Source organism: Bradyrhizobium sp. SZCCHNRI3052 (assembly GCF_032484895.1).
In the GTDB taxonomy this organism is placed as follows: Bacteria; Pseudomonadota; Alphaproteobacteria; order Rhizobiales; family Xanthobacteraceae; genus Bradyrhizobium.
Map to the genome: position 1 here is coordinate 146,941 of NZ_JAUETW010000012.1, position 21,270 is coordinate 168,210.

Below are 21,270 nucleotides of genomic sequence, written 5' to 3' on the forward strand. Positions count from 1 at the left end.
GCCGGGGCGATGGCATTCCGGGGCGCGCCTGAGCAAGGCGCAAACTCTGCCGCGACATCCGTCGTTCCGGGGCAACGCGCAGCGTTGAACCCGGAACCTCGATGTGAGTCCATCAGCTCGGGATTCCGGGTTCGACGCTGACGCGTCGCCCTGGAATGACGGAGACATAACACCGGAAACAACAAGGAGCACCGGCCATGACCACCAACACCACAGTTCTGCAGCACCTCGAGTCCGGCCTGCTCACGATCACGATGAACCGGCCGGAGCGGCGCAACGCGCTCAACAGCGACCTGACCAAGGGCCTGGTCGAGGCGGCGCATCGTGCGGCCAATGATCCGGAGGTGCGCGCGGTGCTGCTCAAGGGCGCCGGCGGCACGTTCTGCGTCGGCGGCGACGTCAAGGCGATGGCCGAAGCCAAGACCGCGCCCTCGTTCGAGACCAAGGTGACGACCTTGCGCGAGCGTATGGAGGTGTCGCGGCTGCTGCACCGGATGCAGAAGCCGGTGGTGGCGCAGATCGACGGCGCGGCCGCCGGCGCCGGCCTGTCGATCGCGCTGGCCTGCGATCTGCGGGTGGCCGGCGAGTCGGCCAAGATCACGACGGCCTTCGCCAAGGTCGGGCTGTCGGGCGATTTCGGCGGCACCTATTTCCTCACCCAACTGCTCGGCAGCGCCAAGGCACGGGAGCTGTATCTGACCTCGCCAGTCCTGACGGCGCAGGAGGCGCTCACCCTGGGCATGGTCACCAAGGTCGTGCCCGACGCCGAGGTCGAAGCGGCCACGCGCGCGCTGGCGATGTCGCTGGCGCAGGGGCCGAGCGTGACGCTCGGCTACATCAAGCGCAACATCAACAATGCCGAGACGATGACTCTGGAGGCCTGCTTCGACGCCGAGGCGATGCATCACTCGCGCTGCAGCGACACCGAGGATCACAAGGAGGCGGCGAAAGCCTTCGTCGAGAAGCGCGCGGCGGTGTTTCAGGGCCGATAGCTCCGCGTTCTCCGTCATTGCGAGCGCAGCAATCCAGGGTTATGGCCTGAGCTCTGGATTGCTTCGCGTCGCTCGCAATGACGCCGCGGGCTTGTGTGAACAGGGGATTCCGCAAAGAGGGCTGCGATGGCTTACCTCCACCTCCGTCAGATCTGCCTTGTCGCGCCCCGGCTCGAGCCGGTGGCCTCGGACATCGCCGCGATCATGGGGCTGGAGGTCTGCTACCGCGATCCGCATGTCGGCAAATACGGGCTGGAGAATGCGCTGCTGCCGGTCGGGCCGATCCTGCTCGAGGTGATCGCGCCGACCCGCGAGGACACCGCGGCGGGACGCTTCCTGGACAAGACCGGCGGCCGCGGCGGCTACATGGCGATCTTCGCCTGCGATGATCCCGATGGCCGTGCCGCCCGTGCCAACGAGATGGGTGTGCGGACCGCCAACGTCATCGATCATCCGCCCTATCACGGGGTGCAACTGCATCCCCGCGACTGCCGCGCCGCCTTCATCGAGCTCAATCACACCGAGGGCAGCGACGATGTGCTCGGCCCGTATCCGCCCGCCGGGCCGGATTGGACGCGAGCGATCCGCAGCGACGTGACGTCGGCGCTGACCGAGGTGGTGCTGCAGAGCCCCGCGCCGGCTTCACTTGCCGCGCATTGGGGGCGCATTCTCGATGTGGTGCCGACGGCCGGCAGCGATGGTGTTGAGCAGTTGTACTTGCCGAACGCCCGTATCCGTGTCGAACCCGGCGAGCGCGAACTGATGAGCGCGCTGACCTTCCGTGTCGCCGATATGACGTCCGTCAGCGACGTCGCGCGTGCGCGCGGATATGCGGTGTCAGACGGCGACTTCGAGATCGGTGGCGTGACGTTTGCGCTCACGGCGTGAGATTCGTGCCTGGAGGCAGTCTGGCGGCGGGCTCGGTGTACCTCGCCCCGCTTGCGGGGAGAGGTCGGATTGCATCGTCAGATGCAATCCGGGTGAGGGGGTACAGGTCCAACCTCTGGCACCACCCGTGCGTCTGCCCCTCACCCCAACCCTCTCCCCGTAAGAACGGGGAGAGGGAGCGCAGCGTAGATCGCGGTGTTAGTTGGCATTTCCAACGGCGATCGCTCACCGGCCCTTGAAGTTCGCGAAGCGGCGCTCTTCGGTCGCCTTGACGCCTTCCTTGAAATCCTCGGTCGCGCGCAGCCGGGTCTGTTCGGCGAGCTCGTGCTCGGTTGCTGCCATCACACGGTCGGCGAGATTGGCGCGCATCGTGGCGCGGGTCGACAGCAGGCCGAGCGGCGAGCATTCGGCGATTTCCGCGGCGAGCTTCATCGCAGCCGTCCGCACCTGGTCCTGCGGCACGCATTCATTGGCGAGGCCCATCCTCAGCGCTTCCTCGCCGGTGACGCGGCGGCTGGTGTAGAACATCAGCTCGGCGTTGTTCTTGCCGACCAGTTCCGGCAGCGTCACCGTCAGCCCGAAGCCGGGATGGAAGCCGAGCTTGGTGAAATTGGCGGAGAAGCGCGCTTCCGGACAGGTGACGCGGAAGTCGGCCGAGACGGCGAGGCCGAGCCCGCCGCCGATTGCGGCGCCGTGCACGGCGGCGACCACCGGTTTCTTGCAGCGGAAGATCCGCACCGCCTGCATGTAGAGATGGTTGATCGCCCCGAGGCTGTCGGCCGGATCGCCTTTGGCGCCGGCCGCTTCCTGCGCCTGGCGCGCCGGATCGGTGAAATTGGCGCCGGCGCAGAACGCCTTGCCCTGCGCCGCCAGCACCGAGGCGCGGATCTCGATGTCGCGGTCGAAGCCTTCGAGCGCGTCGGCGATCTGGTTGATCAGCGCAATGTCGAAGAAATTGAGCGGCGGCCGGCGAATCTCGATCAGGCCGACATGGCCGTGGATCTCGACGCCGATGTCAGGGAAGTGGGTCATGGTGGGTCTCCGATTCTGCTTCTCCAGCGTCATTGCGAGCGTAGCGAAGCAATCCAGACTGTTGGTGCGGTCCTGGATCGCTTCGCTGCGCTCGCGATGACGGAGCTACTTGCCCGTGGGCGCGGCTGCGACGATCGCGGCGTGTCGTCGACCCTCACCTTAATCCCAGCCCGCGCGCGATGATGCCGCGCAGCACCTCGGTGGTGCCGCCCTGGATCGTCAGCTTCGGCGCGGTCTGCATCGCAAAGGTCAGCTGGTTCTCCAAGGTTTCGCGATTTCCTGCGTTCTCCTCGACGAACGCGGCGAGGTCGCGGACGCGGTGCGGCAGCTGCTGCTCCCAGATCGTGCCGACGTCCTTGACGATCGAGGCCTCGACCACCGGCTCCTTGCCGGCCTGCAGCATGCCGGCGACCGACACCGACATCCGCCGCATCGTGTGCAGCTGAGCCACCAGCCGGCCGATGCCCTCCGCGCTGCGCGTGTCGGGGTTGGGACCGACCGCGCGCACCAGCTCGGTCAGCACGTAATAGGTTTCGAGGAAGCGCTCCGGTCCCGAGCGCTCATAGGCGAGCTCGGAGGTCGCTTGCTTCCAGGCGCCGTCGATCTCGCCGAGCTGATGATCGTCCGGCACGAAGGCGTCGGTGAAGACGACCTCGTTGAACTCCTTCTGCCCGGTGATCTGCCCAATCGGGTTCACTTTGATGCCGGACGTTTTCATGTTCACCAGGAACTGCGTCAAGCCATGACGCCTGTTCTCCTTGGTCGACGGCGAGGTGCGGAAGATCGCGATCATGTAGTCGGCCATGTGCGCCGACGTGGTCCAGATCTTCGAGCCGTTGATCAGCCAGCCGCCCTCGGTCTTCGTCGCGCGTGTCTTGGCGGCGAACAGGTCGGAGCCCGAGTTCGGCTCGCTCATGCCGATCGCGAAGCACAGCTCGCCGCGGCAGATGCGCGGCAGGATGTCCATCTTGATATGCTCGGGCGCGTAGCGCAGCAGGATCGGCCCGCTCTGCCGGTCGGCGACGAAGAAGCGCCTGACCGGCGCGTTGGCGACGCGCATTTCCTCGGTCACGACGTAGCGCTCCAGGAACGAGCGCTCGTGGCCGCCATATTGCTTCGGCCAGGTCATGCCGATCCAGCCGCGCGCGCCGACGCGGGCTGCAAACTCGCGCGCGTCGGCGTCCTCGCGCTTGGGCTGGTACGGGTTGAAGGTGCCGGCCGCGATCTCATCAGCGAGGAAGGCGCGCACCTCCTTGCGCAGCTCCTCGCATTCCCTCGGCAGCCGGATCGGATCGAAACGAAGTGCGCTCATGCAACAATCCTCTTCGTGGTCAGCGCGAGGCGACCAGCGGCCACAGCTCATCGGCGCCGCGCGCAGCGACGCGCTTGCCGAGCTCGACGGCCCAATGACTCTCGGAGCCGAAATCGTCGCGCCAGGCGAGCGCGCGCAGCGAGAAGCGGTGCAGGATGTGCTCGGTGGTGAAGCCGATGGCTCCGTGGACCTGATGCGCGATCGCCGCGCCCTTCTCGGCGGCCTCGGCGCAGCGGATCTTGGCCGCGGCGGCTTCGAGAAACACCGCCTCGTCGAATGCGGCGGCCCGCGCGATCGCATCCGCGGCGGATGTCGCGGCCGCGCTCGCGGCGGCGCTCTCACCGGCCAGCCGTGCCAGGTTGTGCTGCACCGCCTGGAATTTGCCGATCGGCTTCTCGAAGGCGACGCGCTCACCCGCATAGTTGACGCTGATCGCGAGCAGCCGATCCAGCGCGCCGGCGATCTGCAGTCCGCGGGCGACGCCGCCCATCAGCATCAAGGTGGTGGCGTCGAAGCCGGCCGGTGCCGGCCGGCATGCCAGCGGCATGATCTTGTCGAACGTCACCGTGTCGCTGGGATCGTTGGCGAGGTTGAGGCCCGCGTCGATGCGCAGCCGCGCGGTCTCGACCAGCGCGATCGACACGCCGTCTCCGCCCTCGGCGAGCACGGCAACGTGCTGCGCCGTCCTTGCGAACGGCACGCCGCGGGCACGGCCGGACAAGGTGCCGTCAGTGTCGAGCGTGATCCGGTCTCTCGGATGAGCCGGCGCGATCGTCATGGCGCCGTCGGGGGAGGCAATGCCGCCTTGTTGCAGCAGCCAGCCCGCGAGCAGCGTCTCGGCCAGCGGCACCGCAATCGCAAAACGGCCGGCGGCATTGATGATCTCAAAGCCATCGGCGAGGTCAGTGCCGGCGCCGCCGAACTCCTCGCCCACCCAGGCGAGCGTCAGGCCGGCCTCGCTCAGCGCCCGCCACAGCGGTGCCGTCCAGCGGCCGTCCTTGTCGTGGTTGATCGTCTGCGGGTCGGCGAGATCGGCGAAGATCCTTTCCGCGGTCGCAACGACGATGTTCTCAGCTTCCGCCACAGCGCTCCTCGCCCTCGTTGTCGTCGGTCTCGGCGCGCCATGTCCTGCGCGCGCCGGCGATGTTTTGCCGGCATGATGAGCGCAAGCGACGGCCCTGACAAGCGTAGCCCGCTGCAGGGCCCCGTCCGCTCGCCGCATGGAGGCGAGCGATTTCCGCGCTGCGGAGATTGTGCCGATTTTGCAGATGCAGCGATGTTGGCTAAGAAGAAGCAAGGCAAACAGGGAGGTGCGGAATGGCTGAAGGTCTGTGCGCGGTCGTGACGGGGTCGGCGTCCGGCCTCGGAGCCGCGACCGCGTTGCTGCTGGCGAAGGCCGGCATGCGCATCGTCGTGAACTATTCGAACAGCAAGAGTGAAGCCGAGCAGACCGCTGATCTCTGCCGCAAGGAAGGAGTCGAGGTCGTCGTCATTCAAGGCGACGTGTCGCGCGATGAGGATTGCCGCAAGATCGTCGCCGCCGCTGCGGCTTGGGGCCGGCTGGATGCCCTCGTCAACAATGCCGGCACCACCAAGCACGTGCCGCACGATCAGCTCGATGGCCTTTCGGCGGAGGATTTCCAGCGCATCTTCGCAGTCAACACCATCGGCCCCTTCCAGATGGTGCGCGCCGCGCGGCCGCTGCTGGAAGCGGCGGCCAAGGCGACGGCGCGTGCGTCCGCGGTCGTCAACGTCTCGTCGGTAGCCGGCATCAGCGGCATCGGCTCGTCGGTCGCCTACGCCGCCAGCAAGGGCGCGCTGAACACGATGACGCTATCGCTGGCGCGCGCCCTGGCGCCTGCGATCCGCGTCAACACCGTCTGCCCCGGCTACATCGATACGCCCTGGTTCACCAAGGGCCGCGGCGAGGCCGGTGCCAAGCAGGTGCGCGATGCGGTGGTCGCGCGGGTGCCGTTGCGCGCGGCTTCATCCGCTGAGGACATCGCGCAGCTCGTGGCGTTCCTGGCGAGCCCGGCGTCAGGCCACATGACCGGCGAGGTCGTGCGCATGGATGCGGGGATGCATCTGTTGGGGTGAAATCGTCATGGCGAGCGGCCGCTGTGGTCGCTCGCGATGAGTGGCGCGAGGCCGTTACCGATTGAAATCGCGGATCGTGCCGCTCGCGACCAGCCTGTTCCAGATGAACAGCACCACGATCGCGCCGAGGGTTGCGGTCACGTAGCCCGCGCCCTGGTCGGGGCTGTAATGGCCGATGGCCTGCCCGATGGCGGTGGCGATGAACGCGCCGACGATTCCGAGCACGATGGTCAGGATGAAGCCGGAGGGATTGTTGGGACCCGGCGATAGAAGCCGCGCCAGGAAGCCGGCGACCAGCCCGACGATCAGAATGTGCAGCATGAGTCTCGTCCTTCCCGTCAACGATCGCGGAGCGTCAGATCCGGCCCGCCAACTCATGCTCGGTCGGCAGCCGACCGTCCGGCGTGAGCTGATCGATCACTTTCGGCAGGTACTGGCTCAGCCCGTTCAACAGCTCGTCGCGCGACAGCCCGCTCTGCGCGGTGAGCTGATCGATCTGATCGGCGCCGAGCGCATTGGCGAGATCGCCGGGCGAGATCGGCTTGTTCTCGCCGGGGGAGACCCAGGAGTTCGCGGTGTCGCCATGGCCTTTGTCCTGGAACTGGCGCAGGAGATCGCCGAGCCCGCCCGACAACACGCTGCCGGCCGCGCCGCCCGCAAGCAGGCCGCCCAGGCCGCCGGCGATGATGTTGCCGAGGCCGCCACCAAGCGCACCGCCGAGCGGTCCGCCTTGATTCCCGGTCGGCTGGGGCGGCGGGACTGGCGCAGGCGCCGCGTTCGGCTGCTGTCCATTCTGCGAGAAATGCTTCACCGCTTTCCACGCCAGCAAAGCGAGGATCGCCATCGTCATCGGCGACATGCCGCCGTTCTTCTGCGTGGTCGGATGACTCGGCCCGCTCGGGCCGTTCTGCATGCCGTTGAGGATATCGAGTAGACCCATGACCTGCTCCTGCGCCCCGCGCCGACAAACCTATGGGCTTGCACGCGGCGTTACAAGCCGCGGTCAGATTCGTCGCACAGGGGAACGTGTCGCGCGCGGCTCAGTTCCGGGCTTCGGCCCGTTTCGGCGCCTTGGCTCCGGGCGGTGCGGCTGCGGCCTGGCTCGGGCCGGTGAACATCCGCTTCAGCTCGTCGAGCTTCTCCGACAGGACCGGAAAGTTGCAGGAGAACGAATCGCGGCGCCAGCCGTCCTTGGCGCATTGCGCTGCCTTGATGCGGGCGCGTGCCTCCACGTTCGACGTCGGCGGCGGCAATCCGCCCTGCGCGGTCGCGGCCGGGGGCTTGTTCGGCCGTTGCGGCGGCGGGGCCGGCATGGCCGGCTTCGGCGGCTCGATCGCGGCCCGCGCCGTCATGTCCCGGAGCGAGGGCTGGAGGTCCTGCGTTTGCGGCCGCGACATCATCGCCGAGCTCATGTTGGCGTGGCGCTGGCGCTCGAGGTATTGCGTATACTGCTGGTCGATGAACTTCTGCTCTTCGGCCGTGGGATTGGGGCCGGCGATGTCGAAGCTGCGATCCTGCATGAAGTCGTAATAGACGTAGCCGCCGCCCGGCTTCCGTCTCCCGGCAAATTTCGCGTTGCATTGCGCCAGCGCCGCCGTCTTCTCCTCCTTGGAGGCGGACTTCTCGGCAGCGTCGGCACACTCCTCGAAATCCGTCGGGGAGCGGCTCCACCATTCCGCGTGCGCGCGTTGAGGTTGCACGGCAGGCAGGCAGGTGATCGCTGCAAAGACCAGTACTGGCAGGCGGGGTGGGTACACGAACGGTAATCCTCAGCGGCTCCCCGCCTCAGATGACGGGAGATTGTCGCCATTTTGCGGCGGGGTGTGACTCCAATGCTGCGTAAATTGAGACTTTCTTCTTTATCTGCCGTGGTTCCGTGATCTCGTTGCCACAGTCGGGCCGGCAATGACGGCAGCGCCGTTCGTGAATCGCGCCTTGCTGTGGCGCCGGAACGATACGCAGCATTTTTCCACCATTTTCATCCCGCCGTAGTTGACGAAACTAATCTTGACGTTGGAAAGATTGGTGTTGACGAGACCGGGCAAGCGCTTCTATGAATATCTTGACAATGGAAAGATGATCTGCGCCGCCCGGTGCGGAGGAGAGGCTGCGATGAAAGTGTTCCTCACGGTCAAGCTGGCGCTGTTGCCGTTCGTCGCGTTCTGGACCCTGCTGGCCTGGCATCAGCCGGCATGGGCGGTGTGGTCCGCGCTGGCCCTGGCGCTCGCCGCCAACGTCTGGCGAGCCTCCCGGAGCGAGCTCGCGCTGCTGGAGCTCGGAAGCCTCGCCCTTTTCGTCGTGCTGGCGATCGCCAACGACGTCGCGCCGAATTGGACGGCCGGCAACGCGCTGTGGCTGTCCTTCGCAGGGCTCGGCCTCATCAGCTTCGCTTCGCTCGTCGTCGGCCGTCCCTGGACCGCGGACTATTCCCGCTCGGCCTATGCCGACAGCGCCTCGACGCCCCAATTCCACCTGATCAACATGATGATGACCGGGCTCTGGGGCGTCCTGTTCCTGGTCCTCGGCCTGTGCCGCTGGGCCGGCGTCGCCTCCTGGATCGCGACGATGATCGTCGTCGGCGGCGCGCTGATCTCGATCTTCGGCCCGCGCTTCGCAATTCGCCAGGCCTTGCTGCGCATGCGGGCCGCGCGCGAGGAGTGCCATTGGCCGGCACCGGGCTTCACCCCCGCGGCCGGCGTCGACTGCGACGTCGCGGTGATCGGCGCCGGAATCGGCGGGCTGACGGCCGCCGCCCTGCTCGCGGAGTCCGGGTTGAAGGTGAAGGTGTTCGATCACCACGTGGTGCCGGGCGGCTTCTGCCACACTTATCTTCGCAAGGCTCACCACGACAACAAGCCGGTGCTGTATCGCTTCGATGCAGGGCCGCACGATTTCTCCGGCGTCTGGCCGGGCGGGCCTGTCGACAGCGTGCTGCGCCGGCTCGGCGTCGCCGACCGCATCCAGTGGCGGCGGGTCACCCACTCCTACCGTCTCGCCGGCCGCCGCGTCGACGTGCCAGCGGACTGGCGTGCTTATGTCCGACTGCTCTGCGAGATGTTTCCCGCCAGCGCGGACGGGCTCACCCGGCTGTTCGACACCATCCATGCCATTTTCGAAAGCATGTACGCGACGGGGCAGGGTCGCAGCGGCATTCCCGGCATGCCCGCCACATTGGAGGAGATGCTGGCCTTCCCGCGCAAGCATCCGCAGGCGTTCAGGTGGATGAACCGCCCGTTCGATGAGCTCGTCGCCGCCCATGTCTCCGATCCCGAACTCATCGCCTATCTCAATGCGCTGTCGGGCTATCTCGGCGACGGCAGCGAGACGCTGAGCTGCGCCCAGATGGTCCCGATCTTCGGCTACTATTTCAAGGGTGGCTTCTATCCGGTCGGCGGCTCCGGCCGCCTCGCGGACGTGCTCGCCGAGGCGGTCACCGCCAGGGATGGCGAGGTGCATCTGAAATCCAGGGTCACCCGCATCCTGGTCGAGGAGGGCCGCGCCGTCGGCGTCGTGCTCGGCAACGGCCGCACGGTCCGCGCGCAGGCGGTGGTCTCGAATGCCGATCTCGGCCGTACCTTCACCGAGCTTCTGAGTCCCGACGATCTGCCCGCCGGTTTTCGCGAGCGTGCCCGCACCCTCGCGCCGGCGACGTCGTGCTTCTCGGTGCATCTCGGCCTCGACATCGTGCCCGACATCGCGCCCGCCACGCATCTCGATACGCCGATGGGAATCGGCCTTGCCGTGATGTCCAAGCTCGACCCGTCGGCGGCGCCCGAAGGCCATGCCACGATGACGATCATCACCCTCGTGCCGCACGATCAGGCCACGCGCTGGTTTCCGGGCGAGGGCGGCGACGACTGGAAGGCGTGGCGGCGCTCGCCGGACTACGAGGCCCGCAAGCAGCAGCTCGGCGATGCCATGGTTGCCGCTGCCGCGACCGTCATTCCCGACTTGTCCAGGCATATCGTCTATCGGACCGACGCCAGCCCGGTGACCTATGCACGCTATGATCTCGCCAGCGCCGGCGCGATCTATGGCGTGGCGCAGTCGGGACGGCTGAAGGGCGCCAAGGCGCCGGTGCGCAATCTCGTCATCGCCGGCGGCGGCAATGCCGGAGCGGGCGTCGAGGCCGTGGTGATCTCGGGCGCGGAGGCGGCCGAGGCGCTGGTGCCGGGTCTGCTGGCGCGCGCATCGGCAGTCGCGTCGGACGCGGTGACGGCGCGGCCGCGGGCGGCCTGAGCGCGGCGCCTGCCGCAGCTCGGGCGTATCAAGGCGTATAGAGGTAGCGCAGCAGGGTGCGGCCGACGGTCTCCAGGCTCTGCGCCGAGCACTGCTCGATCGTATCCTGCGTGGTGTTGAAATAGGGCTCGTAGTCGAAGTCGATGACGAGGAAGCTCGGAATGCCGGCCTGCTGCAGCGCCGTGTGGTCGTCGCTGATCGGATACGCCGTGGGCTCCGGCGAGAACGCCGATGGCGCGATACGGCTGCCGATGCTCCAGAACCTCTTGACCTCGGGCAACGCCGAGGCCAGCGACGACGGCTCCGGCTGCAGCTTGAGATCCTTGTCGCAGACCATGTCGAAATCGACTGCCTTCTCCGGCTTGTGCGTCGGATAATAGGTCTTCAGGTTGGCCGCGAAATGCGGCGAGCCCAGCGGGCGCCAGGTCGGATCGCCGGCGCCGAGCGATTTCGGCCCCTCCTCGCCGTCGAAGAAGATCATGTCGATGCCGACGTCGGGCTTCGGCGACAGCGACAGCACGCGTGCGGTCTCGAGCAGCAGCGCCACCGCCGAGGCGGAGTTGTTGGCGCCCGGCATCGGTGCGTCCGGCGATTTGGGATCGCGATAGGCCTTGATGATGCTGTCGTAATGGGTGGCGACGATGACGCGCCGCGGGTTCTGCACCTGGAAGCGGGCGATGATGTTGGTCAGCGGGATCGCCTTGCCGTCATCGCCCTTGGCGGTGAAGCTCTGCGTGAGCACGGCGTCCGCCGCGCTCTTGGCCATCGCTGCCTTGATGTAGTCGATCGTTTTCTGATGTCCCGGCTCGCCCATCGATCGCGGCGTGAACCGCAGCAGATCGGCGATGACAGCCATTGCGCGCTGACCGTCCCACAATTCGATCTGCGCGTCCGCGGCGTAGGCGGTCGGCGATATCAGCAGCAATACGGCCGCTGTCGCGGTGGCGGCGAGGCGAGGCCAGAACTCAGTCATCCGCAAAGCTCTTCAATGATGAAAATCAGGACGTCTTCTTGCCGAAGGGAATGAACAGGATGCCGGCGCAGCCAGCCAGCGCCACGGCGAAATAATAGGTGATCGCGCGCGAGCCGATCGTCGGAATCAGCGCGAACGTCGTGACCAGCGTGCCGACGACGTTGCCGATGGTCGAGACGCCATAGACCAATCCGGCGACACGGCCGGCCTCGCCGGCCGAGCGCGTCAACAGGCTGACGGCGATCGGCGAGAAGGTGCCGAGCAGGGTCAGCGGCACCAGCAGCAGCGCGGTCGAGGCCATCAGCGTCGCCATCGGTCCGTCGCCGATGCTGTCGAGGATGTCGGCCATGACGGTGTCGGCGGTCGCCGGAACCAGCGCCATGTAGGCGGCGGCGATCAGGATCATGGTGCCGATGGTGCGCGTCGTCGGCTGCCGGTCGACGATGGCGCTGCCGGCGAAATAGCCGATCGCGAGCGCGCACAGCACGGTCGAGATCAGGCTGGCCCAGGCGCCGATGCCGCTGCCGAAATACGGGTTGAGGTAGCGGCTGCCGAGCATCTCGAAGCCCATCAGCACGCAGCCGACCAGGAACGAACAGAGATAGATCGCCAGCATGCCGGCGCGGGACACCGGCGCGCTCATGGCAGCTTCTTGTTGTGGCGCTCGATGCTCTTCAGCGCCTCGACCGGCGCGAAGTCGTCGGTCAGCACCTTGGCCTTGGCGTCGATCACCTGGCCGTTATCGATGTCGATGCGCTTGCGCTGCGCCAGCATGTCGGCGAGCTTGTAGCGGAAGCCGAATTCCTTGTCGCGCTCCTGCGCGATGGCGGCGAGATCCTCGGGCTTCCGCTCGTCGCCGGGATAGGCGACCATCACGATGTTGCCGCCGGCCTCGTAGAAGTCGACCTGCGGGAACACGCTGTGGATGGTCTTGACCGCGGCGTCGAACAGCATGGTCGACGGCTCGACGTTCTGCGCCACCACGCCGCCCTCGGCGAGATGCTCCTTGACGAGCTGGTAGAATTCCTTGGTCAGCAGGTGGAACGGCACGAACGGTCCGCGATAGGCGTCGATCAGGATGATGTCGTAGCGCTCCTTGGATTCCTGCACGAACAGCCGGCCGTCGCGGTTGGCGACGTGGAAGTTCGGCTCCTCCTTGATGCCGAAATATTTCTTGGCGAGCTCCAGCACGGTCGGGTCGAGCTCGACCGACGTCACCTGCACCTTGGGCAGGAAGCGGTGCAGGTACCAGGCGGTGCGGCCGCCGCCGAAGCCGATCTCCAGGACCGAGCTGACATTCTTTGCGTACATGACGCTCGCGGTCATGAAGCGGGTATAGTCGACCGGCAGATCGAGCTCGTCCTGGGTGTTGTAGACGCTCTCGGTATAGATGCGCCGGTTGTGACCGAACGTCATGCTGCGGTAGGGCGCCTGCTCATAGACATAGATGTTGTTGTAGAGCGACTCCTTCGACTCCAGCAGGTGGCGGGTGTCCTGCGCGCTTGCGGCGGCGATGGAGAGGAAGCTTGCGAACACGCCTGAAATGACCGACCGGATGAGCATCGACTTGTCTGTGTCCCTCGGCTGAAATGGGCAGGCGCGCTGGATCGAGCGGATCTCGTGGCGCCGGACGCCTGGCCCGGCCACGAGATGCGCTCAGGCACGACCAATACGGCAATCCCGAGGCCGGGTTCCGGATTGGCGCCGTTCTCTTAGACCATCGGCTGCCGTCCGGATAGTCAAACCGCCCCTCCCAAACGGGGGTGTGATCGGGCATGAGCGGCCCCGCTCTAACCGGGATCGCGCGGCTGCGTTCCCGTCGTCGTCCCGTCAGGGGATCCGAGCGTCGTTGTGCCCCGGTCGGCCGCCCGGTCCAGGCTCCGACCGGAGAGGCTTCCGGTCGGTGGCCGGGTCTGCTATGGAGGCGGCGAAGCAGGTGCACTTCGGTGCAGGCTCCGGTCCCGTAGCTCAGCTGGATAGAGCGGCGGTTTCCTAAACCGTAGGTCGCATGTTCGAGTCATGCCGGGATCGCCATCTGCCGCAGCCTTGCACGCGCAGACAATCTCCAGATCAAACCCAGGGCGCGCCTGATCCGGCCCGTTCGGGAATCGGGTGGAGCGCTTCGCTGCCATCGAGGAACTTCTCCGAGTGAGACGGCGGCCTGAGCCCCGTCCGCGCGGCGCGCGCAATCGCCGCCGAGATGCATCACCCTGGAGAGCTTTCCATGCATACGACCATCGAGCCGGGCATCCTCTATTTCGGGACGCCGGTCGTCCTCATCAGCACCGTCAACGAGGACGGCGGCTTCAATCTCGCGCCGATGTCGTCGGCATTCTGGCTCGGCTGGCGCTGCATGCTGGGCCTCGCCGCCGGATCGAAGACGCCGCAGAACATGCGCCGCACCGGCGAGTGCGTGCTGAACCTGCCGTCGGTCGATCTCGTCGCCGCCGTCGATCGCCTGGCGCTGACCACGGGATCGGACCCGGTGCCGGCGATGAAGCAGCGCAAGGGCTACCGCCACGTGTCCGACAAGTTCGCCGCCGCCGGGTTGACCGCAACGGCGTCGGAAACCGTTGCGGCTCCGCGCGTCGCGGAATGCGCGGTGCAGCTCGAAGCCCGCATCGAGTCGGTGCATGGCATCGCCGACGACGACGCGATCCTGAAGGGGCACATCCAGTGCTTCGAGGTGCGGGTGCAGCGGGTCCATGTCGATGAGGCCATCCTGATGGACGGTACGCGTGACCGCATCGACCCGGACAAATGGCGGCCGCTGATCATGAGCTTCCAGCAGTTCTATGGCCTGGGCGCGCGCCTTCACGAGTCGCGGCTGGGCACCATTCCGGAGGCGGCCTATCGCACGCCCGACGTCGAGCGCGCCCGCGAGGCGGCCATGCGAATGGAGGTGGCGGCAGGCTGAGCCGGCTCGGCCTGGAGTCTCGCCTGGAATCGCCCGGCCGCACGTTGAAGCTTGCATTCGAGTGCGAGAGGTGGGGACATCATGGGGGCTGTGGCTGTCGACCGGCTGCTGATCGAGGCGGCTGATCATTACAATGCGGGGCGCGCCGGTCCGGCCAAGGCGCTTTGCAGCGACATCCTCCAAGCGGTGCCGGATCATCTGCCGGCGCTGCATCTGTCCGCGATCCTCGCCTTCGCCGACGGCGGCATGGCGGAGGGTGCGGAGCTGCTCGGGCGCGTCTTCGCCCGCGATCCCCACCATGCGCCGGCCTATGTCACGCTCGGCGATGCGCTCGCGGTGAAAGGCGAGCGCAAGGGCGCCGCCGATGCGTTCGCGCGCGCAGCGGCTTTGCGGCCGCTCGATGCGGCGATTCACAGCAGGCTCGGCAGCGCGCTGCTCGAGCTGTCGCGCTTCGCCGAGGCCGAGGCCGCCTATCGCCATGCGCTGACGCTCGATCCCGCGCTCGGGCACGCGCGCTGGAATCTCGCGCTCGCCTTCAACCGGCAGGGGCGACTTGCCGAGGCGGAAGCGGCTTATCGCGAGTTGCTCGAGCGCGAGCCCTCCTATCCCGGTGCATGGCGGGCGCTGGCGCATGTGCTCGCCGACCAGGCCAGATATGACGAGGCCGTGCCCGCCTATCTGCATGCGCTGGCGGCGCAGCCGGCCGATGCCGGCCTGCATCTCAGCCTGGGCGATGTGCTCTACAAGCAGCGCGCCTTTGCCGAGGCCGCGGTACAGTATCGTCAGGCCTGCGATCTCGCGCCCGGCGATGCCAATGCCGCGCGATTGCTCGGGCACGCGCTGCATGAGGCCGACCGCCCGGCCGAGGCCGTCGAGGCCTATCGGCGCGCCGCCGTGCTCGATCCCACCGATGTGGTCGTGCTCAGCAATCTCGCGGCCTGCCTGTGCGGGACGGGCCAGCTCGATGCGGCCATTGCCGCCTGCGAGCACGCGCTGGCGCTGCAGCCCGATCACGCCCCGGCGCATACCAATCTGGGCATCATCCACGAGATGCGCGGCGAGACCATCGAGGCCGTCGCGGCGCATCGCCGCGCCGTCGCCTCCGATCCCGGTTACGCCAAGGGTCACGCCAACCTCGCGGTGGCGCTGCGCAACGCCGGCGACATCGACGCGGCGCTGGCCGCCTCGCATCGTGCGATCGCGCTGGCGCCCGACAATGCGCTCGCCCGCTACAATCACGCGCATTTCCTGCTGATGTGCGGCGACCTCGTGAACGGCTTTGCGGAGCATCGCTGGGGCCGCGACTGTCCGGACCTCTCCGCGGGCATGCCGCGCTTCGACGCGCCGGAATGGCAGGGCGCGCCGCTCGACGGACGCACGCTGCTGCTGTTCGCCGAATATGGCATCGGCGATGCGCTGCAATTCGTGCGCTACATCGATCGCGTCAGGATGATGGGGGGACCGGTCGTGCTGCAGGTGCAGCCGGCGATCGCGCCGCTGCTGCGCCGTCTGGAGGGCGTGACCGTGGTGCCACGCGGCGCGCCGCTGCCGCCATTCGATCTGCAGGCACCGCTGATGGATCTGCCGCGCATCTTCGGCACCACGCTGGAGACGATCCCGGCCGAGGTGCCTTATCTCGCGGCCGATCCGATCAAGATGGCCGCGTGGCGCAACGTGCTCGGGCGCGCGCCGTCGTTGAAGGTCGGCGTCGTCTGGGCCGGCAATCCCAGGCACAAGGGCGACCGCCAGCGCTCGCTCACCGCGCAGGCGGTGCTGCCGCGGCTGGTGATGCCGGGCGTGCAGCTCTATTCCTTGCAGAAGGAGCCGCGGCCGGACGATGCGCTAGGGCTCGCCGAGCTTGGCACCGACGTCATCGATCTCGCGCCGTTGCTGAGCGACTTCGCCGAGACCGCGGCCGCCGTCGCCGTGCTCGATCTCGTCATCTCCGTCGACACGTCGGTGGCGCATCTCGCCGGCGCGCTCGGCCGTCCGGTCTGGGTGCTCTTGCCCTATGCGCTCGACTGGCGCTGGTTGCGCGATCGCGCCGACACCCCGTGGTATCCGACCATGCGGCTGTTCAGGCAGGAGAAGCCGATGGCTTGGGACGGTGTGCTGGCGCGGACGGCAGGGGAGCTTGCGCGGCTGGCGGCAGGTGAGCGCGGGCCGTTGTTGCCCGGGCTGGTATGAGGCGGTGAGCGATGTCGAAGGCTGACAGGGCCTGACGCTTATCGCATGGCCATGCGTGCGAGACCGGTCTGATCCGAGCGCGTGGACGGAAACGACAATCGCCACAAGCTGAAGAGCATCGGGAGTTGGAAAACGAAGCTGATCGCCGCAGCGCCCGCCAGCACCTCGAAACGTTGTGCCTCGATCAGGGCCTTGGCGCTCGGGACCACGTGGACCAGGCCGTCGGCGACGTAGACAAGCGCAACAGTCCGCCAGATGTTGGCGGACAGCCAGCCCATCCTGAAGGCGTGATCGAACAGCGCGAGCAATCCGCCGAGCGCGAGCGTCGAGCTCGCCATGTGAGACGGCGTGTCGTAGAAGCCGGGCTCCAACGCGGCCTGGACGAACCAGAGTCCGTAGACCACCGCGACGATCTTCAGCAACATCAGTTCGTTCCCAGGCTCGCGAGCTTATCGTCTGCCTCCGGGCAACCGATCGGATTGCGCCCCGTTGATCGGAGCAGGCACGCGCGACATCGAGCTTACGATGCGTGTCACGAAGGCTCTATTAATCGGCTCGCTTGGATTGTCCTGAACGAGCCGTTTTGCTCGCGCCTTTGATCCAGGTCCCGTGATGCAAGGGCCAGGCGCGGTTGCGGACATGGTGAAGGACCGCGTAGCCGACCTACTGCTCCGCCAGCAACTCCCTCACCCTCGGCGCCACCACTTTGCCATACAGCTCGATGCTCCGCATCAGTTTCGCATGCGGCAGCGGACCGGCTGAGTATTTCAGCTGAAACCGCGACAGGCCGAGCGCCTTGATCGTCGCGGCGATCTTCTGCGCCACGGTCTCCGGCGAGCCGACATAGAGCGAGCCGTGATCGGCCTCCTGGACGAACTCGTCGCGGCCCATCGGCGGCCAGCCTCGCTCGCGGCCGATGCGGTCGCGCATGGTCTTGTAGTCCGGCCACAGCTCCTCGCGCGCCACTTCGTCGGTGTCGGCGACATAGCCCGGCGAATGCACGCCGATCGGCTTCGTCTCGCGGCCGAACTGCTTGAGCGCGCGATGGTACAGCTCGACATAGGGCGCGAACCGTTTCGGGTCGCCGCCGATGATCGCGAGCATCAGCGGCAGCTCGTAATGCGCGGCGCGCACCACGGACTCGGGACTGCCGCCGACGCCGATCCAGGCCCTCAGCCGTCCATGCTCGACCGGCGGATAGACCAGTTGATCCCTGAGCGGCGGGCGCAACTGGCCCTGCCAGGTCAGTGGCTGCTGCGACAGCAGGCTGACGAACAGATCGAGCTTCTCCTCGAACAGCGCCTCGTAGTCCTTGAGATCGAAGCCGAACAGCGGGAAGGACTCGGTGAACGAGCCGCGGCCGAGGATGACCTCGGCGCGGCTGTTCGACACCGCGTCGAGCGTCGAGAAGCGCTGGAACACGCGGATCGGGTCATCCGAGCTCAGCACCGTCACCGCCGAGCCGAGCTTGATCTTCGTGGTGCGCGCGGCGATCGCCGCCAACGCCACCTCGGGCGCCGAGATCGCGAAATCGCCGCGATGGTGCTCGCCGAGCCCGATGAAATCGAGCCCGAGCTGGTCGGCGAGCACCGCCTCCGCGACAACGTCGCGGATCACCTGGGCATGGGCGGCCATCGCGCCCTCCGCGTTGCGGGTGACGTCGCCGAACGTGTCCAGGCCGAATTCGATCGCTGTGCTCATGTCTCATTCCGTTGCGTCGGGCCGTCATACGGCCTCTGCTCGTCAGCTGGAAGGGGCCGCACCGGATTGCAAGCGGAGGAAAGCGAAACACAAGGTTTCCGTGAGCTTGAGCGCATCACGAGAAGGTTGGGCCGTCGCCATTCTCCGTCATTCCGGGGCAATCGTCGATGCGCAGGCGCGGAGCGGCTGCGTGTTGACGATTGAACCCGGAATCTCGAAGTCGTTCAGAATGGACGCAAGACAATATCGAGATTCCGGGTTCAAGGCCTCTCGGCCTTGCCCCGGAATGACGGTGGTCGTGATACCGGGCGGATCAGACGGTCCGGACGACCGGCAAAAATTTTTCTTTCGTTTTTCCAGAAAGTGTGCTCTACTGCGCCCATCCTGCCTCATCGATGAGGGGCGTACGCGCGGTCGTCACGAGACGCGAGGCAGGGATGCGGTGGCCGTAGCGGGTCGCAGCGCGGTGTCGCGCCGACGAACGATCCGATGCGGACAGTCAAGTCGCGTGGTCCTGGCCTCCCGATGCTGAGGTCAAGCCGGATGATGGTGCGGAAGCGCATCACGCCGACGATGGGGGCAACACAGCCGGTCCCCAGGGAGAGCGCGAAGCAGCTGTTAAGACCATCGCGCAGGGAAGGCCGGGATGTCCCAGCCGAACCTGTGGTTCCTGCCGCCTGCATTTTTTTCGCAGGCGGGCCATGGGGGCGGCGAGCTCCCGGTCTTCCCTGCGCCCTCACGTTTCAGAGGGCACGCGATCCGGACAAAGCTCGGGCTTGAGCGGCCGCGAGGGTACGAACCCATGGCCTCGGCTGATGCGATTGCCGCCTGCGCCTCTTGCGCGGTCATGCCATGCCAAAAAATGGGCGTGTGAGCCGGTGACGCATCACGTAGGCTCAAGGCACCTCTCACCCGGACACACGCACATGGCGACCGGCAGCGACTATCAGATCTTCGAGGCAGGCGACGTCGTGCTGCAATCGGGCGTGACGTTCCCGTCACTGCGGCTCGCCTACAAGACCTATGGCACGCTGAACGCGGCCAAGGACAACGTCATCTTCTATCCGACCTCGTTCGGCGCCCAGCACGTCGACACCGAGTGGCTGGTCGCGCCCGGCGGCGCGCTCGATCCGAGCAGCTACTTCATCATCATTCCGAACCTGTTCGGCAATGGCCTGTCGTCGTCGCCCTCGAATACGCGCGAACTGTTCGGCGACGCGCCGTTCCCGTCGATCAGCTATCACGACGCGGTCGCGGTGCAGCGCCGGCTCGTGGAGGAACAGTTCGGGATCAGCCGGATCGCGCTGGTCTATGGCTGGTCGATGGGCGGCATGCAGGCCTATCACTGGGCCGCGCTCCATCCGGACATGGTGGAGCGTGCGGCGGTGGTGTGCGGCAGCGCGCGCTGCTCGCCGTATAACCATCTGTTCCTGGATGCCGTGAAGGCGGCGCTGACGGCCGATCCCGCGTTCCGCAACGGCCGCTTCGTCGAGAAGCCGGTCGCCGGCCTGCGCGCCATGGGCCGCATCTATGCCGGCTGGGCGATGTCCTATGAGTTCTACCGCGACGAGGTCTGGCGCGAGCAGGGTTTTGGCTCGCAGGAGGACTATCTCGCCGCGACCTGGGACACCGCCTTCGCGCATCGCGACGCCGATAATCTGCTGGCGCAGATCGCGATCTGGCAGGGCGGCGACATCAGCAATTGCGCGGCGTTCGGCGGCGATCTCGATCGGGCGCTGTCGGCAATCGCCGCGCATATGCTGCTGATGCCGGGCCGGACCGACCGCTATTTCGACTGGCGCGACAATGAGCGCGAACTGCCCGGGCTGGTCAACGCGCGCTCCGCCGTGCTGCGGCCGATTCCGTCGATCCACGGCCACCGGGCCGGCAATCCCGTCCGCATCCCGGCCGATCGCGACTTCATCAACGCCAACGTCTCCGCCCTTCTCCAGAGCTGACACCCGAGCTCGACATGACCGACGTGCCCACCGACGAATTCGCGCCCCGTCCGAAGCGGCTGACACCGCCGGTGCTGCAGCAGCTCTGCACGCGCTCCAACATGCAGGGCGTGCTACGCACGCTCAGCCATTACGGCGCGATCATCGGCGTGGGTGCGCTGATCGGAGCGATCGCATCGACGCATGGTGTGCTCTGGGCGCTGTCCTTGCTGCCGGTGCAGGGCGTGCTCATCGCGTTCCTGTTCATGGCGGTGCACGAGACCGCACACAAGACCGCCTTCGACAGCCGCAGGCTCAACCTCGCGGTCGGCTATCTCTCCGGCTTCCTGATCGGACTGCCTTATGAATATTACTGCCTGTTCCATTGGGAGCATCACCGCCACACCCAGGATCCCCTGCGCGATCCGGAGCTGATCGTCGGTCCCAAGCCGCGCTCCGAGACGCAACTCGCGATTGCCTATTCCGGCCTGGTCCAGGTGGCCGGCCGTCTCAGGCTGCTGCTGAAGCATGCGGTGACCGGCGAGGTGACGGTTCCGTGGGTCCCCGCGGGCCGCCGGGCGATCGTCGTGCGGGAGGCGCGCGCCTATGTCGCGGGCTATGCACTGCTGCTCATCGCCTCGCTGGTGCTGCACAGCGCGCTGCTGCTGTGGGTCTGGGTGCTGCCGCTGCTCGTCGGACAACTCATCCTGCGGCCCTATCTCTACGCCGAGCACACCGGCTGCGATCATGCGAGGAGCGCCTTCCAGAACACGCGGACCACCCTCACCACGCGGTTTGTGCATTGGCTGGCCTGGAACATGCCGTATCACGTCGAGCACCATGCCTATCCGGCGGTGCCGTTCCATGCGCTGCCGAAGCTGCACGCGATCGTCGACGGCGAGATCAAATATCGCGGGCAGGGATACGTCGCCGTGACGCGGCAGACCTGGGCGTGGTTTCGCGCGCAGTGGAAGGAAACGAAGTCTCATCCATGA

At 66.9% G+C, this 21,270-nt stretch carries 19 protein-coding genes and 1 tRNA gene; 9 read left to right on the forward strand and 11 right to left on the reverse strand.

What is annotated here, in order from left to right:
- Positions 1–197: 197 nt before the first annotated feature.
- Both QW887_RS27395 and QW887_RS27400 read left to right on the forward strand, forming a co-directional pair.
- On the forward strand, positions 198–992 hold the full coding sequence (locus QW887_RS27395; RefSeq protein WP_316195462.1) for an enoyl-CoA hydratase: 795 nt from the start codon (positions 198–200) through the stop codon (positions 990–992).
- Between the two features lie 126 nt (positions 993–1,118).
- Positions 1,119–1,880 carry a hypothetical protein gene (locus tag QW887_RS27400; RefSeq protein WP_315715252.1) on the forward strand — a complete coding sequence of 254 codons (762 nt, stop codon included), beginning with the start codon at positions 1,119–1,121 and terminating at the stop codon, positions 1,878–1,880.
- A 225-nt stretch (positions 1,881–2,105) separates the two neighbouring features.
- On the opposite strand, the gene QW887_RS27405 is transcribed toward QW887_RS27400, so the two are convergent.
- From QW887_RS27405 to QW887_RS27415, 3 genes are all read right to left on the reverse strand, one after another.
- Positions 2,106–2,912 carry an enoyl-CoA hydratase/isomerase family protein gene (locus QW887_RS27405; protein ID WP_315715253.1) on the reverse strand — a complete coding sequence of 269 codons (807 nt, stop codon included), beginning with the start codon at positions 2,910–2,912 and terminating at the stop codon, positions 2,106–2,108.
- A gap of 154 nt (positions 2,913–3,066) precedes the next feature.
- The gene (locus QW887_RS27410) at positions 3,067–4,224 is read right to left on the reverse strand and encodes an acyl-CoA dehydrogenase family protein (protein ID WP_316195464.1); all 1,158 of its coding nucleotides are present in this window, start codon (positions 4,222–4,224) and stop codon (positions 3,067–3,069) included.
- Positions 4,225–4,243: 19 nt separating this feature from the next.
- Positions 4,244–5,308, reverse strand: a complete 1,065-nt coding sequence (locus tag QW887_RS27415; RefSeq protein WP_315715255.1) for an acyl-CoA dehydrogenase family protein — start codon at positions 5,306–5,308, stop codon at positions 4,244–4,246.
- Between the two features lie 233 nt (positions 5,309–5,541).
- Here QW887_RS27415 and QW887_RS27420 point away from each other — a divergent pair, with 233 nt between their 5' ends.
- A complete protein-coding gene (locus QW887_RS27420; protein WP_315715256.1) occupies positions 5,542–6,321 on the forward strand; it encodes an SDR family oxidoreductase in 780 nt (259 codons plus the stop codon).
- A gap of 54 nt (positions 6,322–6,375) precedes the next feature.
- On the opposite strand, the gene QW887_RS27425 is transcribed toward QW887_RS27420, so the two are convergent.
- The 3 genes from QW887_RS27425 to QW887_RS27435 all read right to left on the reverse strand — a co-directional run bounded on the left by QW887_RS27425 (position 6,376) and on the right by QW887_RS27435 (position 8,063).
- On the reverse strand, positions 6,376–6,642 hold the full coding sequence (locus tag QW887_RS27425) for a GlsB/YeaQ/YmgE family stress response membrane protein (RefSeq protein WP_315715257.1): 267 nt from the start codon (positions 6,640–6,642) through the stop codon (positions 6,376–6,378).
- A gap of 34 nt (positions 6,643–6,676) precedes the next feature.
- Positions 6,677–7,261, reverse strand: coding sequence for a YidB family protein (locus QW887_RS27430; protein ID WP_315752288.1), 585 nt, complete (start codon positions 7,259–7,261; stop codon positions 6,677–6,679).
- Between the two features lie 100 nt (positions 7,262–7,361).
- Positions 7,362–8,063, reverse strand: a complete 702-nt coding sequence (locus QW887_RS27435; protein ID WP_409977942.1) for a hypothetical protein — start codon at positions 8,061–8,063, stop codon at positions 7,362–7,364.
- 370 nt (positions 8,064–8,433) lie between these two features.
- Here QW887_RS27435 and QW887_RS27440 point away from each other — a divergent pair, with 370 nt between their 5' ends.
- On the forward strand, positions 8,434–10,560 hold the full coding sequence (locus QW887_RS27440) for an NAD(P)/FAD-dependent oxidoreductase (RefSeq protein WP_316170971.1): 2,127 nt from the start codon (positions 8,434–8,436) through the stop codon (positions 10,558–10,560).
- A 28-nt stretch (positions 10,561–10,588) separates the two neighbouring features.
- On the opposite strand, the gene QW887_RS27445 is transcribed toward QW887_RS27440, so the two are convergent.
- From QW887_RS27445 to QW887_RS27455, 3 genes are read right to left on the reverse strand one after another with little or no spacing between them, the layout of a single operon-like run.
- Positions 10,589–11,533 (reverse strand): M28 family peptidase, encoded by a 945-nt coding sequence (locus tag QW887_RS27445; protein ID WP_315752285.1) that lies wholly within the window; start codon positions 11,531–11,533, stop codon positions 10,589–10,591.
- A 25-nt stretch (positions 11,534–11,558) separates the two neighbouring features.
- Positions 11,559–12,176 carry a fused MFS/spermidine synthase gene (locus QW887_RS27450; protein ID WP_315715262.1) on the reverse strand — a complete coding sequence of 206 codons (618 nt, stop codon included), beginning with the start codon at positions 12,174–12,176 and terminating at the stop codon, positions 11,559–11,561.
- Positions 12,173–13,096 (reverse strand): fused MFS/spermidine synthase, encoded by a 924-nt coding sequence (locus QW887_RS27455; protein ID WP_315752284.1) that lies wholly within the window; start codon positions 13,094–13,096, stop codon positions 12,173–12,175. The genes QW887_RS27450 and QW887_RS27455 overlap by 4 nt, the downstream gene beginning before the upstream one ends.
- 394 nt (positions 13,097–13,490) lie before the next feature.
- Here QW887_RS27455 and QW887_RS27460 point away from each other — a divergent pair.
- The 3 genes from QW887_RS27460 to QW887_RS27470 all read left to right on the forward strand — a co-directional run bounded on the left by QW887_RS27460 (position 13,491) and on the right by QW887_RS27470 (position 16,637).
- A tRNA-Arg gene (locus QW887_RS27460) sits at positions 13,491–13,567 on the forward strand.
- A gap of 190 nt (positions 13,568–13,757) precedes the next feature.
- Complete coding sequence (locus tag QW887_RS27465) at positions 13,758–14,450, forward strand: flavin reductase family protein (protein ID WP_315715264.1); 693 nt, start codon at positions 13,758–13,760, stop codon at positions 14,448–14,450.
- Positions 14,451–14,531: 81 nt separating this feature from the next.
- Positions 14,532–16,637: a tetratricopeptide repeat protein gene (locus tag QW887_RS27470; RefSeq protein ID WP_316195466.1), complete on the forward strand. Its 2,106-nt coding sequence runs from the start codon at positions 14,532–14,534 to the stop codon at positions 16,635–16,637.
- 38 nt (positions 16,638–16,675) lie between these two features.
- Here QW887_RS27470 and QW887_RS27475 read toward each other — a convergent pair whose 3' ends face one another.
- Both QW887_RS27475 and QW887_RS27480 read right to left on the reverse strand, forming a co-directional pair.
- Positions 16,676–17,062 carry a hypothetical protein gene (locus QW887_RS27475; RefSeq protein ID WP_315752282.1) on the reverse strand — a complete coding sequence of 129 codons (387 nt, stop codon included), beginning with the start codon at positions 17,060–17,062 and terminating at the stop codon, positions 16,676–16,678.
- 238 nt (positions 17,063–17,300) lie between these two features.
- Positions 17,301–18,338 carry an LLM class flavin-dependent oxidoreductase gene (locus QW887_RS27480; protein ID WP_316195468.1) on the reverse strand — a complete coding sequence of 346 codons (1,038 nt, stop codon included), beginning with the start codon at positions 18,336–18,338 and terminating at the stop codon, positions 17,301–17,303.
- A gap of 926 nt (positions 18,339–19,264) precedes the next feature.
- Between QW887_RS27480 and QW887_RS27485 the strand changes: the two genes are divergently transcribed.
- Entirely contained in the window at positions 19,265–20,296 is a 1,032-nt protein-coding gene (locus QW887_RS27485; protein ID WP_315715269.1) for an alpha/beta fold hydrolase, read from the forward strand.
- 14 nt (positions 20,297–20,310) lie between these two features.
- Positions 20,311–21,270 carry a fatty acid desaturase family protein gene (locus QW887_RS27490; protein WP_315715270.1) on the forward strand — a complete coding sequence of 320 codons (960 nt, stop codon included), beginning with the start codon at positions 20,311–20,313 and terminating at the stop codon, positions 21,268–21,270.

What these genes read in the sequence shown, in the direction of transcription:
- QW887_RS27395 (WP_316195462.1), top strand. Translation starts at nt 198, where the DNA reads ATGACCACCAACACCACAGTTCTGCAGCACCTCGAGTCCGGCCTGCTC.
- QW887_RS27400 (WP_315715252.1), top strand. Translation starts at nt 1,119, where the DNA reads ATGGCTTACCTCCACCTCCGTCAGATCTGCCTTGTCGCGCCCCGGCTC.
- QW887_RS27405 (WP_315715253.1), bottom strand. Translation starts at nt 2,912, where the DNA reads ATGACCCACTTCCCTGACATCGGCGTCGAGATCCACGGCCATGTCGGC.
- QW887_RS27410 (WP_316195464.1), bottom strand. Translation starts at nt 4,224, where the DNA reads ATGAGCGCACTTCGTTTCGATCCGATCCGGCTGCCGAGGGAATGCGAG.
- QW887_RS27420 (WP_315715256.1), top strand. Translation starts at nt 5,542, where the DNA reads ATGGCTGAAGGTCTGTGCGCGGTCGTGACGGGGTCGGCGTCCGGCCTC.
- QW887_RS27425 (WP_315715257.1), bottom strand. Translation starts at nt 6,642, where the DNA reads ATGCTGCACATTCTGATCGTCGGGCTGGTCGCCGGCTTCCTGGCGCGG.
- QW887_RS27430 (WP_315752288.1), bottom strand. Translation starts at nt 7,261, where the DNA reads ATGGGTCTACTCGATATCCTCAACGGCATGCAGAACGGCCCGAGCGGG.
- QW887_RS27440 (WP_316170971.1), top strand. Translation starts at nt 8,434, where the DNA reads ATGAAAGTGTTCCTCACGGTCAAGCTGGCGCTGTTGCCGTTCGTCGCG.
- QW887_RS27445 (WP_315752285.1), bottom strand. Translation starts at nt 11,533, where the DNA reads ATGACTGAGTTCTGGCCTCGCCTCGCCGCCACCGCGACAGCGGCCGTA.
- QW887_RS27450 (WP_315715262.1), bottom strand. Translation starts at nt 12,176, where the DNA reads ATGAGCGCGCCGGTGTCCCGCGCCGGCATGCTGGCGATCTATCTCTGT.
- QW887_RS27455 (WP_315752284.1), bottom strand. Translation starts at nt 13,096, where the DNA reads ATGCTCATCCGGTCGGTCATTTCAGGCGTGTTCGCAAGCTTCCTCTCC.
- QW887_RS27465 (WP_315715264.1), top strand. Translation starts at nt 13,758, where the DNA reads ATGCATACGACCATCGAGCCGGGCATCCTCTATTTCGGGACGCCGGTC.
- QW887_RS27470 (WP_316195466.1), top strand. Translation starts at nt 14,532, where the DNA reads ATGGGGGCTGTGGCTGTCGACCGGCTGCTGATCGAGGCGGCTGATCAT.
- QW887_RS27475 (WP_315752282.1), bottom strand. Translation starts at nt 17,062, where the DNA reads ATGTTGCTGAAGATCGTCGCGGTGGTCTACGGACTCTGGTTCGTCCAG.
- QW887_RS27480 (WP_316195468.1), bottom strand. Translation starts at nt 18,338, where the DNA reads ATGAGCACAGCGATCGAATTCGGCCTGGACACGTTCGGCGACGTCACC.
- QW887_RS27485 (WP_315715269.1), top strand. Translation starts at nt 19,265, where the DNA reads ATGGCGACCGGCAGCGACTATCAGATCTTCGAGGCAGGCGACGTCGTG.
- QW887_RS27490 (WP_315715270.1), top strand. Translation starts at nt 20,311, where the DNA reads ATGACCGACGTGCCCACCGACGAATTCGCGCCCCGTCCGAAGCGGCTG.